This window comes from Citrobacter sp. S46_ASV_140, from assembly GCF_018919545.1.
Classification (GTDB): Bacteria; Pseudomonadota; Gammaproteobacteria; order Enterobacterales; family Enterobacteriaceae; genus Citrobacter; species Citrobacter braakii.
This window is the reverse complement of sequence record NZ_JAHLRC010000001.1, coordinates 41,741-55,325: the sequence shown is the minus strand read 5'-3', so window position 1 is coordinate 55,325 and position 13,585 is coordinate 41,741. Positions and strand designations below refer to the sequence as shown.

The 13,585-nt window shown below is 50.8% G+C and carries 14 protein-coding genes; 5 read left to right on the top strand and 9 right to left on the bottom strand.

From position 1 onward, the window contains the following. Positions 1-9 precede the first annotated feature (9 nt). The 6 genes from otsA to KQJ19_RS00325 form a co-directional block, all read right to left on the bottom strand. Positions 10-1,431: an alpha,alpha-trehalose-phosphate synthase gene (gene otsA, locus KQJ19_RS00350; protein WP_216403211.1), complete on the bottom strand. Its 1,422-nt coding sequence runs from the start codon at positions 1,429-1,431 to the stop codon at positions 10-12. After that, positions 1,406-2,209, bottom strand: a complete 804-nt coding sequence (gene otsB / locus KQJ19_RS00345) for a trehalose-phosphatase (protein WP_080858826.1) — start codon at positions 2,207-2,209, stop codon at positions 1,406-1,408. Before otsB ends, otsA begins: the two co-directional genes overlap by 26 nt. A 175-nt stretch (positions 2,210-2,384) precedes the next feature. Continuing rightward, the gene (araH, locus tag KQJ19_RS00340; RefSeq protein ID WP_047502108.1) at positions 2,385-3,371 is read right to left on the bottom strand and encodes an L-arabinose ABC transporter permease AraH; all 987 of its coding nucleotides are present in this window, start codon (positions 3,369-3,371) and stop codon (positions 2,385-2,387) included. 14 nt (positions 3,372-3,385) lie between these two features. Further along, positions 3,386-4,900, bottom strand: coding sequence for an arabinose ABC transporter ATP-binding protein AraG (gene araG, locus KQJ19_RS00335; RefSeq protein ID WP_016156817.1), 1,515 nt, complete (start codon positions 4,898-4,900; stop codon positions 3,386-3,388). A 114-nt stretch (positions 4,901-5,014) separates the two neighbouring features. Further along, positions 5,015-6,004 carry an arabinose ABC transporter substrate-binding protein gene (locus tag KQJ19_RS00330; protein WP_003034602.1) on the bottom strand — a complete coding sequence of 330 codons (990 nt, stop codon included), beginning with the start codon at positions 6,002-6,004 and terminating at the stop codon, positions 5,015-5,017. Between the two features lie 315 nt (positions 6,005-6,319). Continuing rightward, positions 6,320-6,877 carry a DJ-1/PfpI family protein gene (locus tag KQJ19_RS00325; RefSeq protein ID WP_200107927.1) on the bottom strand — a complete coding sequence of 186 codons (558 nt, stop codon included), beginning with the start codon at positions 6,875-6,877 and terminating at the stop codon, positions 6,320-6,322. A gap of 553 nt (positions 6,878-7,430) precedes the next feature. On the opposite strand from KQJ19_RS00325, the gene KQJ19_RS00320 reads away from it, so the two are divergent. Then, a complete protein-coding gene (locus KQJ19_RS00320) occupies positions 7,431-7,934 on the top strand; it encodes a non-heme ferritin-like protein (RefSeq protein WP_016153451.1) in 504 nt (167 codons plus the stop codon). A gap of 138 nt (positions 7,935-8,072) precedes the next feature. Here KQJ19_RS00320 and KQJ19_RS00315 read toward each other — a convergent pair whose 3' ends face one another. Then, positions 8,073-8,324, bottom strand: coding sequence for a DUF2766 family protein (locus KQJ19_RS00315; RefSeq protein ID WP_216403209.1), 252 nt, complete (start codon positions 8,322-8,324; stop codon positions 8,073-8,075). Between the two features lie 128 nt (positions 8,325-8,452). On the opposite strand from KQJ19_RS00315, the gene KQJ19_RS00310 reads away from it, so the two are divergent. Further along, positions 8,453-9,874 carry an MFS transporter gene (locus KQJ19_RS00310; RefSeq protein ID WP_216403207.1) on the top strand — a complete coding sequence of 474 codons (1,422 nt, stop codon included), beginning with the start codon at positions 8,453-8,455 and terminating at the stop codon, positions 9,872-9,874. A gap of 33 nt (positions 9,875-9,907) precedes the next feature. Here the strand turns inward: KQJ19_RS00310 and KQJ19_RS00305 are convergent, their stop codons facing one another. Next, a complete protein-coding gene (locus tag KQJ19_RS00305) occupies positions 9,908-10,546 on the bottom strand; it encodes an RpiB/LacA/LacB family sugar-phosphate isomerase (RefSeq protein ID WP_016153454.1) in 639 nt (212 codons plus the stop codon). Between the two features lie 268 nt (positions 10,547-10,814). Between KQJ19_RS00305 and KQJ19_RS00300 the strand changes: the two genes are divergently transcribed. Both KQJ19_RS00300 and ftnA read left to right on the top strand, forming a co-directional pair. Then, positions 10,815-11,150: a YecR-like lipofamily protein gene (locus tag KQJ19_RS00300; RefSeq protein WP_016153455.1), complete on the top strand. Its 336-nt coding sequence runs from the start codon at positions 10,815-10,817 to the stop codon at positions 11,148-11,150. A gap of 194 nt (positions 11,151-11,344) precedes the next feature. Further along, complete coding sequence (ftnA, locus tag KQJ19_RS00295) at positions 11,345-11,842, top strand: non-heme ferritin (protein WP_016153456.1); 498 nt, start codon at positions 11,345-11,347, stop codon at positions 11,840-11,842. A gap of 45 nt (positions 11,843-11,887) precedes the next feature. Here the strand turns inward: ftnA and KQJ19_RS00290 are convergent, their stop codons facing one another. Next, the gene (locus KQJ19_RS00290; protein WP_016153457.1) at positions 11,888-12,127 is read right to left on the bottom strand and encodes a YecH family metal-binding protein; all 240 of its coding nucleotides are present in this window, start codon (positions 12,125-12,127) and stop codon (positions 11,888-11,890) included. 225 nt (positions 12,128-12,352) lie between these two features. On the opposite strand from KQJ19_RS00290, the gene tyrP reads away from it, so the two are divergent. Beyond that, positions 12,353-13,564 (top strand): tyrosine transporter TyrP, encoded by a 1,212-nt coding sequence (gene tyrP / locus KQJ19_RS00285; protein WP_019077056.1) that lies wholly within the window; start codon positions 12,353-12,355, stop codon positions 13,562-13,564. The last annotated feature ends 21 nt before the right edge of the window (positions 13,565-13,585 follow it).

The following is a 13,585-nucleotide window of genomic DNA, read 5'->3' as shown; positions in this document are numbered from 1 at the left end:
TTCTGAGCGTTACGCCAGTTTAGTGCAGGGAGAAACGTTGTCTGGCAATGGCTGTTTACTCTGACGTGAGATAACTTTTTCCAGATCGCAAATGAACCTCGCCTGCCAGTTGTCGATATCGTTTTTAATGATAGTTTCGAGCATCTCAGCGTGGCGGGAGATACGCTCAGCAAGCGGCATCGTCAGAGCCTGGTTTAATGCGCCAGCCACTTCGTCGCGGTCATAAGGATTAACAATAAGCGCGGCAGTTAGCTCATTCGCGGCCCCGGCAAATTGCGATAACACCAGCACGCCGGGGTTGGCAGGATCCTGCGCGGCCACGAATTCTTTCGCAACCAGGTTCATACCATCTCGCAGCGGCGTCACCAGCCCTACATCAGAGTAGCGGAAGATTTTCATCAGCAATTTACGATCAAAGTACTGGTTCAGATAATAGAGCGGCGTCCAGCCCAACTGCCCATATTTACCGTTAATCCTCCCCGCTTCAGTCTCCAGTTGGTGCCGAATATCCTGGTAGGCCTGCACCTCTTCACGCGAAGTTGGCGCTATCTGGGTGTAGCGAATTTTACCGTGGTGCTGCGGATAGTGTTCCAACAGAGCCTCATAGGCCTGAAAGCGCTCCGGCAAACCTTTAGAATAATCCAGACGCTCAACGGAGAAGATATTCTGCACATTTTTGAGTTCTGCTTTCAGTTGCGCCAGCTTCGGCGGCAAAGGTCCTGAAGCCTGGCGGGCGATCTCATCCGGCTCAATACCGATGGGATAGACCTGGGTACGAAACGCTTTTCCCCATGCTCGGTGGTGCTGCTCGCTCTGAGTGGTTACCTGAGTCTGGGCTGCCAGACAATCCAGAAAAGCCTGACGATCGTTCTCGGTCTGGAAACCGAGTAAATCAAAATCACACATCTGCTCAAGTAGCATCTGATGTGGGGGTAAGGCATTAAAGATTTCCGGCGTCGGAAAAGGGATGTGCAGGAAAAAACCGATACGGTTATTCACGCCGCGTTTACGCAGCTCGCTGGCAAACGGCAACAGATGGTAATCATGAACCCAGATTATGTCGTCATCGCTGAGCAGCGGCAGCAGTTTATCTACCAGCAAGGCATTCACCCGCTGATAGCCCTCCCATGCAGGACGCTGAAACTGCACCAAATCGAGGCGATAATGAAATGCAGGCCATAAAACCGCATTAGAAAACTGGCAGTAATACTCTTCGTAATCCTGTTCACTCAAATTAAACGAAGCCCAGGTAATATTGCCACGCGTGACTTTTTTTAATGGTTTGTCCTCATTACCCGTGTCGCCACTCCAGCCAAACCACAGGCCACCAGCAGCCTTCAACGCGCCCAGCACACCGACGGCAAGCCCACCTGCGCTCCCTTTGTCATCGGGTGAGGCGATACGATTAGATACTACGACTAAACGACTCATAGCCACCTCTTCTGTTATTCGTTGCTTTCGATTCTTGCTGCGAAGAGTTAATTTGTTCCAGCCAGTGCCAGACATCACTCACGCCATCCAGACGCCATGTCGCCTGCGTCGCTCCATTCCCCACCTTCACGGAAATGCCCCCTGCGCGATTAACCACGCCAAATCCTGTTTCGTCCGTCAGATCGTCACCAAAAAAAACGGGGATCCGTCCGGCAAAAGGTGCTTCCTGCATAAATGCGGCAATTGCGTCGCCTTTGTTCGTACCCTTTGGTTTTATCTCCACAACGCATTTTCCGTGCTGTAAAGCCAACTGCGGCCATCTGTGCGTGATGCGCTCAGCCAGATTAATTAGCGCCGCTTCATGTTCCGGGGCCTGGCGATAGTGCAGTGCGAACGCCATCCCTTTTGCTTCAAGCGTTGTACCCGGCATCGTCGCCAAGGCGGTACTTAATAGCTCTCCTGCTTCGCGCTCTATTGCCGCAGCCAGGCGCACTATATGAGTTTGGCCATTGATGTCACGGCGCTCTGCCCCATGCACTCCGGCGAGCGGAAAACGAAAGGGAGTGGTAAGCGCGTCAAGCTCAACCATCGAGCGCCCTGAAATCAATGCCAGCGCACCCGCATTATGCGTCGCCAACTGATGTAATAACTGCAGGATTGTCTGAGGGACAACGACCTGGTCTGGATAAGGTTTGATCTCAGCCAGTGTCCCATCGAGATCAAAAAAATAAGCACAGCTTGCAGATTGTTCAGGGGGTAAGATCAGTGATGCTGTCACCCGGTTATCCTCCTCATCATGGTCTGTACGCCGCGCGGATCGCGCCGTATATATGATGTATGACGGATATAAGTATAGACAGTGTGACCATGCTCGCCATTTGGAAAAACAATCGCCAGCCGGGTAGCGGCTGGCGATGAGCTAAAGCTAGACTAAAAAGTTGGGGTTTAAATCATCAAACAGTACGCTTCGCTTTTTGCTTGTAACGGTCGAAGATCACCGCCGCCAGCAGGATCAGACCACGTACGACATACTGTGCGAACGGAGAGATGTTCAGCAGGTTCATTGCATTCTCAACCGTTCCCAGAATCAACACCCCGGCTACCACATATGAGATTTTTCCGATGCCGCCTTTAAGCGAAACGCCCCCTAACACGCACGCGGAAATCACGATCAGCTCATAGCCGATTGAGGTCATTGGCTGGCCGCTGGTCATACGTGATGCGAGGATAATCCCGGCGATGGCGGATACCAGCCCGGACAGAATAAAGATAATAATTTTGGTACGAACGACCGGAACCCCAGCCAGACGTGCCGCCTCTTCATTCCCCCCAATGGCCAGCGTGTTACGACCAAACGTGGTTTTATTGAGCAGTAAGCCAAAAACGATGAAACAGACGACCGTGATCCAGATAGGTGCCGGCAGACCAAACCAGTTGGCGTAGCCGAGAGTGAAGAAGCGCTCGTCTTCAATCCCTACCGCCTTACCGTCGGAAATAATGTAGGCCAGACCACGCACAATCTGCATCGTCGCAAGGGTCGTGATCAGGGCGTTAATTTTCAGCCGCGCAATCACGAACCCATTCACCAGACCACATAGAATACCGAGCAGTAGCCCGGCAGCCACGCCAATCCACAGGCTTTCGGTCATATTAATGACCACGGCTGTAGTGACCCCGGCGCAGGCAATCACGGAGGCAACGGACAGGTCGAAGTCACCGGATGCCAGGCAAAACAGCATCCCACACGCGACCATACCCGACATCGATACCGCCAGCCCCAGCCCCTTCATGTTGATGAAAGAGGCAAAGTTAGGCACAAAGAGGGAACAAACCAGGAACAGCGCGGCGAACACGACCAGCATCCCGTATTGATCCCAAATGCGACCAAGATTTAGCGCCGACTTTGCAGCACCTGAACCCGATGTTGAAACGGAAGACATCATTCTCTCCTTATTCAGGCTACAGCCTGGCTAACTTTTGGCATAGCAAGGCTTAACGCCTGGCGCTCATCCGCCTGTTCATGAAGTAACTCACCGGCAATTTCGCCTTCTCTCATCACCACGATACGGTCGGCGACACCGAGCACTTCAGGCAGATCGCTGGAAGCAAACAGCACGGCCACGCCGCGCGCTGCGAGGGCATAAATCACGTTATAAATTTCATGCTTGGCGCCCACATCAATACCGCGTGTAGGTTCGTCCAGCAAAATCACTTTCATCTCTTCCGATAACCAACGGCCGAGAATAGCCTTCTGTTGATTACCGCCGGAGAGGTTCATAATCAGTTGTTCCGCGCCCGGCGTTTTAATATTGAGTGAGCGAATATGGTGATCGGCATTGGTCTCTTCCCAGCCGTTGTTGATCACGCATCCGCCCAGAACATGTTTACGACGGGCACTGATGTTGATGTTGTTACGCACCGAATGGACCGGAATGATCCCTTCAGCCTTGCGATCTTCCGGGCACAGCATCATCCCCGCTTCAATGGCGTGGCTCGGTTTACGGATATCAATAGGCTGTTCATCGATAAACACCTGGCCTGCCGTGATACGCGTGCCGCCAAACAGACCTTTCATTAATTCGCTACGTCCGGCGCCCACCAGTCCAAACAATCCAACAATTTCACCACTGCGCACCGATAAACTGATCGGGGTACGCACGCCTGGGGCTTTGACGTCATGCAAACGCAGGCGCTCTGCACCATAAGGTCTGGATTTCCAGCCATAAATATCACCGAGGTCGCGCCCGACCATCGCCTGCACCAGCGCGTCGTGATCGACCTGCTGCATATCCGTGAACGTTTTGACGTAATGACCATCTTTAAACACGGTGATGGCATCGCTAAGGGCAAAGATCTCCTCCATACGGTGCGAAACGTACAGGATGATGCGCCCTTCGTTGCGTAGCTCACGGATGACGCGAAACAGATTCTCAATCTCGCGCGCTGAAAGGGAGCTGGTCGGTTCATCAAACGCGATAATTTTGGCGTTGCGCGCCAGCGCTTTCGCGATCTCCACCATCTGCCATTGACCAATGGAGAGGTATTTCAACGGCGTATCGGGATCGATATCCATGCCCAGATGCTTGAGCTGGAGACCCGCTTCATAGTTCAGCAGCGAGCGGTTCACAATTCCGCCTTTGTGCGGCATCTGCCCTAAATAAATATTCTCGGCAACGGTCATTTCCGGGACGAGATGCAGCTCCTGGTAAATAATGGCAACACCGGCGTTCAGCGCGGCATTGGTGTCCGCAAACGAAACCTCTTGTCCACGGATCGCCAAAGATCCCGTCGTTGGCGCATAGTTGCCGCTGAGAATTTTTAATAGTGTTGATTTCCCGGCGCCATTTTCGCCCATCAGCGCATGCACCTGACCGGCATAGCAGTCGAAACTGATATCCGTGAGCGCTTTAACGCCGGGGAACGTTTTGCCAATGCCGCGAAATGAGAGATACGGGGTAGACTGTTGCATAACGTCTCCGTGAGTCAGATCTTTATGCCGGATAGCGGCTTTGCCTTATCCGGCCTACTGAGTACGCAATTTGTAGGCCGGATAAGACGCGTGGCGTCGCATCCGGCATTTGTGTTACTTACCGCCTAAGCCTTTCTTCGCCAGTTCTTCTTTAAAGTTATCGCGGGTAATCAGCACCACATCCGTCACTTCAGTAAACGCCGGTGGCTCTGCACCTTTCGTTACCCAGTTGTAGAGCATCTCACTTGATTTGTAGCCGTGAACGTCCGGGCTTGGCAGGAGTGAACCGTAGAACCCGGTCGCTTCGCCTTTGGAGAGTTCGCTCACGGCATCAACGCCGTTGATGCCGATACCAATCACATTTGGCGCTTTGAAGCCCTGCCCTTCGGTCGCACGTACGCCGCCCAGCACGGTGTTGTCGTTCATGCCGACAATCAGCCAGTGTTTGACTTCAGGGTGCTGAACCAGCATGGAGTTAGCGGCATCGAATGCCCCGGGGATGTCATTCGATTTAGTGGGGACCTGGTAGATCTGTTTTTCCGGGAAGCCTGCGGCTTTAAGCGCTTCCATTGAACCCGATGTACGGCGACGCGCGGTATCGAGTTCATTCGCGGTAATGGCCATTACGGCTGTGGATTTCACATCCCAACCGCGCTTTTGCATCTCCTTATACAGCTCCTGGCCCTGGCGCTCACCAATTTTGGTTGCAGCCATCATCACCAGCGGCACGGTATCCATCGGCTTACCTTTGGCGTTAGCAAACTGGTCATCGACGGCAATGACTTTCATATCGTAGCCACGCGCCTTGGCCATAATGGCAGGCCCGAGTTTGGGGTCCGGCGTACAAATCACAAACCCTTTTGCGCCACTTGCAGCCAGGCTGTCGATGGCGTTAAGGGTCTTCTCGCCATCCGGGACGGCAATTTTAATCACCTCAAAGCCAAGGTCTTTACCGGCTTTATCGGCAAATTTCCATTCAGTCTGGAACCACGGTTCTTCCGGTTGTTTGACCAGGAAACCGAGCTTCATGGATTCAGCGATAGCGGATTGTGACATAATGGCAGCCAGACCGATGGCAGCCAGCGCTTTAGTGAATTTGTGCATGGTTAACTCCAGCTTTAACGTTCTTTTATGTAGGGTAAAATCAGACGATTTTTTGTAATTCGGACGTAAAACAAGGCATTACCTTTTAGTGATAAGATCAATGCCAGTGCTGAGAGTAGTTTTAGCGGGAAATTGATTCTCCATAAGAGAGCGGCATCACACCACAGAATTACAGTAATTGCGTACATAAATTCAGCGGGAAATGACATAAAAAAACGCGGTTTTGTCGACGGGAAAAAAGAGGGATAGCAAATTAATCCATAACATCAGCCAACGAATCCTTGTTCCCGAATACCGAAGCATTCGGGAACATGATTACCATCGGTAATAAATGTGGTCAGCGTGATCGCGAACCGGAATGTCATCTCCCAGCAGGCGCGCCGCAAGCGTCAACGCAAAATCGAAAATATGCCCTAACCCTTTGCCGCTAATCAGATTGCCATCTTCAACAACCGGCGCATCGATATATTCCCCGTCCGTGACGTTTTGCCACAGTTCTCCTGAGCAAACATAGCGACGCCCCTTCAGCAGACCGTTGCCGCCCAACACGCGCGCGGCCGCAGAACATACCGGGCAAATGAGCATTCCTGCCTGATCATGACGAGATACAAACTGGATGACCGCCTCACTGGCGGCAAGATTAACGCTGCCCTGCGGTCCGCCTGGCAATACGACGGCATCGTAGAGATACGTCTGGCGCGCGGCCAGCGTGCTATCCATCACCATCGGTACGTCATGATAACTCACCACCGCACGTGACTCTGCGCAGGCCAGGGTTTCGACTTCGATATTCAGGCGACGCAGAATATCAAGGGTAACAATCGCCTCCGCCTCTTCAAAACCGGGTGCCAGCAGCACCGCAACCTTCTTCATATGTAACTCCTTGCTTAATCCACATAAACGAAACAATTAATGATGACCAGTGCAGACTGTTAAATTTCTCAATTTGATTAAAACTGATCTGGCGCAAAAAATTAGCCATCAGATAATTTGTACTAATCCATCCCGATCGTGAAATTGCCTTTCAACTTGGGCAGATAATCATCAGATGCCAGACAATACCTTATTGTGGAATTTAATTTTGTGATATGAAACACCATTTCATTATCATGAAAACCATTTAATGACATAAATTTCAACCCCTTACATTCATGTCATCTATATGCCAAAACAGCAGAAGCATGAATACTGTTATGACAATATGTAAAAAAACATAAATACGCAGATTTAAGGATTTTCTTATACCAGGGCAAGCGTTATGCTGAATCTCGATCGGAGCGAATATAATTCGTGATCACTAAAGGACCGGCGGAACGGATTTATTCTGCTAACAGTTTTAATTGTACGTAGAGGTGAAGTGCAGCGACAGCCCGCTGTACTGGCGTGAGTAACGTACATCCCCCTTTCTGGAAATAAGGATATTGATATGGCTGCAGTTGGAATTGTTCATAAACTCAATACACAAATGAATCTCGAGTTCTACGCCTCGAATCTTTACCTGCATCTCAGCGAATGGTGCTACGAGCATAGCCTGACAGGTACAGCCACGTTTCTACGCACGCAGGCGCAAGGTAACGTGACTCAAATGATGCGTATGTTCAATTTTATGAAAAGTGCCGGGGCTAATCCCATCGTCAAGGCCATGGATGTGCCGGGTGATGAACTGAGTTCCCTTGAAGAATTGTTTCAGAAAACGTTGGATGAATATCAACAGCGTTCGAGTAAACTCTCGCGTTTAACCAATGAAGCTGAAGCATTAAACGATGCGCCAACCATTGATTTTCTTCACGACCTGGAAAAAGAGCAGCAGCAGGATGGCGTGCTGTTACAGACGATTCTTGATGAAGTCCGCAGCGCCAAACGCGCGGGGTTGTGCATGGCGCAAACCGATAAGCACTTGCTCAACGTCGTTAACTACCAGCATCACTAATCTTCAGTTTTCATCGCGTTAATGCCGGATAGCGATGCAGCGCACCTTATCCGGTCAACCTCTGATTTTCCCTGGCACGCGCCTCCCATTCTGCGAGGCGCAAAAAAACCTTTCTAAAATCTGAAACAACGGTTTATTTTAGTGGGATTCATTCTGCGGCGTGATTTTCAACTCGATCAAGGCAACCGCTTTTTGTATTGCGCGCATAGTGACCGGATCGGCCCCTGCAGGATGGCTGGAAAAATCGATGTTTTTCAGTTGGCTGGACATTTTTTCCCGAACTTCTACCGGGGCAATAACATCAAGAACATCCAGAATTTGCTTGATAACCAGCTGACAGGCAACAACGTCCGAGAGCAGTTCCTGATCGGCATTCAATGTTTGGGACATAGTGAGCTCCTTATAGAAAGGTCGTCATAGTACCTATTCAGCGATCGAAACGATAGCCGCGCACACATTACAAATGCGCTGAAAATAAAAAAGGTCCAGTCAGTTTCTTTTGAGATGGCAAGCACAACATGAGTGAACAGTTAGCGGTTGAGAACCAACGCGGTCTTTCCCCGGCAGCATTACTTGTTGCCGGGGCTTTCTTTATGGAATTTATTGACGGCACGGTGATTGCCACAGCCCTACCCGACATGGCCAAAAGCTTTGGCGTACAGGCGGTAGACCTGAACATTGGTATCAGCGCCTACTTGATCACCCTCGCGGTGCTTATCCCCGCCAGCGGCTGGATTGCAGATCGCTTCGGTGCCCGAAAAGTGTTTACCCTGGCGCTGGCGATTTTTACTCTCGCTTCGGTTTTATGCGGTTTGTCCGAAAGCCTTGAGAGCTTTGTAGCAATGCGAATTTTACAGGGTGTGGGTGGCGCGCTAATGGTTCCTGTTGGCCGTCTCGCGGTACTGCGCACCACGCCTAAACATCAGTTGATCACCGCCATTGCGACCCTGACCTGGCCCGCGTTAGTCGCGCCTATCATCGGACCACCGCTTGGAGGATTCATTACCAGCTATGCTAACTGGCGTTGGATCTTCTTTATTAACGTACCGCTGGGAGTTTTGGCGATCGTGCTGGCGCTACGTTTTATCCCGGATATTCATGACGACGAGCGCCGTCCATTTGATATAGCGGGTTTTATCGCGACCTCTGTTGCGATGGTTAGCCTGGTGTATGCCATGGAGTTACTGGGAACCCAGCAGCCGCAGGGCTGGCTAACCGCCGGGCTGCTGGCGCTAGGAACCGTGACCTTTCTGTTTGCCCTGCATCATTTTCGTCGCACTACCTGTCCGATGATTCGTCTTGATGCCATGAGCGTCCCTACTTTTCGCGTCACCCTGTACGGCGGGTCACTATTTCGTGCATCTATTAGCGCTGTACCATTTCTGCTGCCGTTAATGTTCCAGGTCGGTTTTGGCATGAACGCTTTTCACGCGGGTTCGCTGGTTCTGGCGGTGTTTGTGGGCAATCTGACGATAAAACCTGCCACCACGCCGTTGATACGCTGGCTGGGCTTTAAGAAACTGCTGTTAATCAACGGTGCGTTAAACGTCCTGGCGCTGTTGGCCTGCGCATTAATTACGCCGCAGACCCCGGTGTGGGTTATTTTGTTGGTGTTGTATCTGGGCGGCGTGTTCCGCTCAATTCAGTTTACCGGCATCAGCACGCTTGCCTTTGCGGACGTCCCCGGACCACAAATGAGCTACGCCAATACGCTGTTCAGTACGGCAACACAATTAGCGGTAGGCTTGGGCATTTCATTGGCCGCTATCGGGATCCGTATCGGCGAAGAGGTGAGTGAATGGCTGGCGTTAGGCAATATTCCGGGGATCAGTTTCCGGCTGGCCTTTGTCGCAATTGCGATTATTTGTCTGGTAGGTATGGTTGATACGCTGCGGCTTACCCATGATGCTGGAAGCGCAGTATCTAGCAAGAACAAATAGCCCGGCAGACGAACACCGCCGGGCCAACAGGATTTAGCCAACTATCTCGCGTACAAACGCTTCGATCGCTTTGTCCTGGCAGTTTTCAAAGAAGCACTGCTGGAAGCGCGGACCAGATACGGCGGTTTTTACCAGTTCAGGATCGATAGCGCGCAGAGTGTCCAGATAGTTTTCTTTTACCACCGCCGCTTTCACCTGGTTCAGAATACCCGCGTTACGCACCTGCGGCTCTTTACGCTCTGGTGGATACCCTTCGCCGTTACGACCAGTGAATGCTTTTTCAAACATATAGCGTACATTCAGCTCAGCACCCCAGCCAAAACCTTTGGCGAATGCCAGAGAAAGCGCATTCCCGTTGTTGATCTGAGAGAACAAGAATGCGTCTGCCGGATCGAGACAGTAACCGCACACCACGCCCGGATGTATATTCAGTGACATCATTGCCCCCTGGCCCGTACCGCACCCCGTAACCACAAAATCCACGGCTTTGGAATTGAGCAGGATGCTGGCCATAATCCCTAAATGGATGTAGGTCAGATGATGGTCATTTTCGTCGCTCATCCCGACGTTATACACTGGAAAACCTTTCTCATCCGCAACGGCTTTAAGCTCGTTATGAATGATGGCATTTTTGCTTGCCTGGCTGTTTTCCATCATCAATGCAATTTTCATTCTGTAATCTCCTGAATGCGCTGCGGAGGCCCGCTGAAAGTCATAACATTCAGGCCACATTACTATTTTGCAAACTCACTTTCAAATTTAATGAAATTTTGTTTTATAAAATAATGTGGTGCTCACATTTTTTCTGAGACAGCTCAGAATAGCCTCAATAAAATGACGTCGTTGCGATTAATCGCAGGTGATCTTCGGGCTATTCAAGCCATTGATGCGCCACCACATATGCCATGATAGCCTATCTCCGAACTTTCAGAGCGATCACATGAAGACCTTTATCCTTGCCCTTTTGCCGCTCGTGCTGACAGGATGCACTATTACTAAACAGGCGCAGGTCAGCGAAGCCAGTGCCATCACCGGCGTCGTTCGCCTGACCTACAACCAGGCCATGCTACAAACGGCGCGTACCGATGATTACGTGACCCAAGGCACAGCCACCAAAGAGTGTCAGCGCCTGGGTTATGCCAACGCAATGGCGTTTGGTCAGCCGGTATCAACCTGTAGCGTATATGCCGGTTCTCTGTGCTTAAATACCAAAATCACGCTCGCCTGGCAGTGTCACGGCGTTGCGGTATCCCAATCGCCTGCCTTCAATTATTAATATTTTCGACCAGCACATTATTGCTGGTCTTCTGCCTTTTCATTATTTATATTCCCCGCTTAATAGCGTTAATGCGTTTTATTCCCATTCGCATTTTTAATAAATAAATTTATTATTTTACCTTTTGCAAATAATTAAATAACAAATTATAGTGACGCCACGCTAATATATAATAACGTTTGTGGAGCACAACCATGCTGAAAACAGAAATGATCGACCAACTGAATGAGCAAATGAACCTTGAATTATATTCATCTCTGCTCTACCAACAAATGAGCGCGTGGTGCAGCTATCACAGCTTTGAAGGCGCCGCCGCGTTCCTGCGCCGTCACGCCCAGGAAGAGATGACGCATATGCAGCGTCTGTTTGACTACCTGACCGATACCGGCAGCTTGCCGTGTATTAACACCGTCCCTTCCCCCTTTGCTGAATATGCGTCTCTGGACGAACTGTTCCGTGTTACTTACGAACACGAGCAGTTGATCACCCAGAAAATTAATGAACTGGCACACGCGGCAATGACCCACCAGGATTATCCGACGTTTAATTTCCTGCAATGGTATGTTGCCGAGCAGCATGAAGAAGAAAAATTATTTAAATCTGTCATTGATAAGTTATCGCTGGCAGGGAAAAGTGGCGAAGGTCTTTATTTCATCGATAAAGAACTGGCTACGCTTGATACACAGAATTAATGTTGTGGGGTAATGAAGGTAACCCGCCATCATTACCCGCTAAAATCAGTGACGGCAGATCTTGCTTTCGTGCGTAGAGAAGCCGTCTTCTTTTGCAATAAACTTTCCCTTCGCCGCTAAAAACGCCACCAGCTCAGCTGCCGACATATCCGCCGCAGAACAGGTGTGAAAACGAGCCTGCTCGCCAAACCGTGCCGTAATCGCCGCTTCAAGGCTGGCATTTGAATACTGCTCGCCAGATTCAATCATCATGTTGAGCACTTCGTGACCGTGAATAGATTCCATACTACCTCCTCAATAAAGTCCGTAGCCTAATGTGAACGGCACGGCCTTGCTTTGCGCTAACGCAGGTTTACCCGCAGATAAATATCATTTGTAATACATCTTAACGCGCCAAACATCGTAAAGATTAATGTACATTCATTGTAACGGTGATTTGACGAAAATAGCGTTTTGCCTTAACCTGCGCCGCAGATATAACCGTTGATTATCTCTGGGACAGAGGAAAGCGTGAAAAACAGAACCCTGGGTAGTATTTTTATCGTGGCGGGAACCACGATTGGTGCCGGTATGTTGGCAATGCCGCTGGCCGCGGCAGGCGTGGGGTTTAGCGTCACGCTGGTATTGTTAGTGAGTCTTTGGGCGCTAATGTGCTACACCGCGCTGTTGCTGCTTGAAGTGTATCAACACGTACCGGCAGACACCGGGTTGGGTACGCTGGCAAAACGTTATCTTGGTCGCTACGGACAATGGGTAACGGGCTTTAGCATGATGTTTTTAATGTACGCGCTGACGGCGGCGTATATCAGTGGCGCTGGTGAGTTGCTGGCTTCCAGCATCAGCGACTGGACCGGGACAACGCTCTCCCCGACAACAGGCGTACTGCTGTTCACCTTTGTTGCCGGTGGCGTGGTTTGCGTTGGCACATCTTTGGTCGATCTGTTCAACCGTCTGTTGTTCAGTGCCAAGATAATCTTCCTGGTGGTGATGCTGGCCCTGTTAATGCCGCATATCCATAAAGTAAACCTGCTTACGTTGCCGCTTCAGCAGGGGCTGGCACTGTCTGCTATCCCGGTTATCTTCACTTCGTTCGGTTTTCACGGCAGCGTCCCCAGTATCGTCAGCTATATGAACGGTAACATCCGTAAACTGCGTTGGGTGTTTATCACCGGTAGCGCCATTCCGCTGGTCGCCTATATCTTCTGGCAACTGGCTACGCTTGGAAGTATTAACTCCTCAACGTTCATGGGGCTGTTAGCCAACCACGCTGGTTTAAACGGTTTATTACAAGCATTACGTGAAGTCGTGGCTTCGCCGCACGTCGAACTGGCGGTGCATCTGTTTGCCGACCTTGCGCTGGCAACCTCTTTCCTCGGCGTCGCACTGGGATTATTTGACTACCTGGCCGACCTCTTCCAGCGCCGCAATACCGTAGCAGGAAGAATGCAAACCGGCGTGGTGACCTTCCTGCCGCCGCTGGCATTCGCGCTGTTCTATCCGCGTGGTTTCGTCATGGCCCTGGGGTATGCGGGCGTTGCCCTGGCGGTGCTGGCGCTGCTCATTCCCTCGATGCTGGCATGGCAGAGCAGAAAACAGAATCCACAGGCTAAATATCGCGTGGCAGGGGGTGCTCCGGCGCTGGCGCTGGTATTTTTGTGCGGCATTGTGGTAATAGCCGTACAGTTTTCTATTGCAGCAGGATTACTACCGGAAGTGGGTTAAAACAAAAGGGGCTTAATGCCC

Coding starts and splice junctions, on each gene's coding strand:
- KQJ19_RS00325 (WP_200107927.1), bottom strand. CDS start 6,877: ATGAAGAAGGTTGCGGTGCTGCTGGCACCCGGTTTTGAAGAGGCGGAG.
- araG (WP_016156817.1), bottom strand. CDS start 4,900: ATGCAACAGTCTACCCCGTATCTCTCATTTCGCGGCATTGGCAAAACG.
- KQJ19_RS00330 (WP_003034602.1), bottom strand. CDS start 6,004: ATGCACAAATTCACTAAAGCGCTGGCTGCCATCGGTCTGGCTGCCATT.
- KQJ19_RS00305 (WP_016153454.1), bottom strand. CDS start 10,546: ATGAAAATTGCATTGATGATGGAAAACAGCCAGGCAAGCAAAAATGCC.
- otsA (WP_216403211.1), bottom strand. CDS start 1,431: ATGAGTCGTTTAGTCGTAGTATCTAATCGTATCGCCTCACCCGATGAC.
- KQJ19_RS00315 (WP_216403209.1), bottom strand. CDS start 8,324: ATGTCCCAAACATTGAATGCCGATCAGGAACTGCTCTCGGACGTTGTT.
- KQJ19_RS00290 (WP_016153457.1), bottom strand. CDS start 12,127: ATGGAATCTATTCACGGTCACGAAGTGCTCAACATGATGATTGAATCT.
- KQJ19_RS00320 (WP_016153451.1), top strand. CDS start 7,431: ATGGCTGCAGTTGGAATTGTTCATAAACTCAATACACAAATGAATCTC.
- KQJ19_RS00310 (WP_216403207.1), top strand. CDS start 8,453: ATGAGTGAACAGTTAGCGGTTGAGAACCAACGCGGTCTTTCCCCGGCA.
- ftnA (WP_016153456.1), top strand. CDS start 11,345: ATGCTGAAAACAGAAATGATCGACCAACTGAATGAGCAAATGAACCTT.
- KQJ19_RS00300 (WP_016153455.1), top strand. CDS start 10,815: ATGAAGACCTTTATCCTTGCCCTTTTGCCGCTCGTGCTGACAGGATGC.
- araH (WP_047502108.1), bottom strand. CDS start 3,371: ATGTCTTCCGTTTCAACATCGGGTTCAGGTGCTGCAAAGTCGGCGCTA.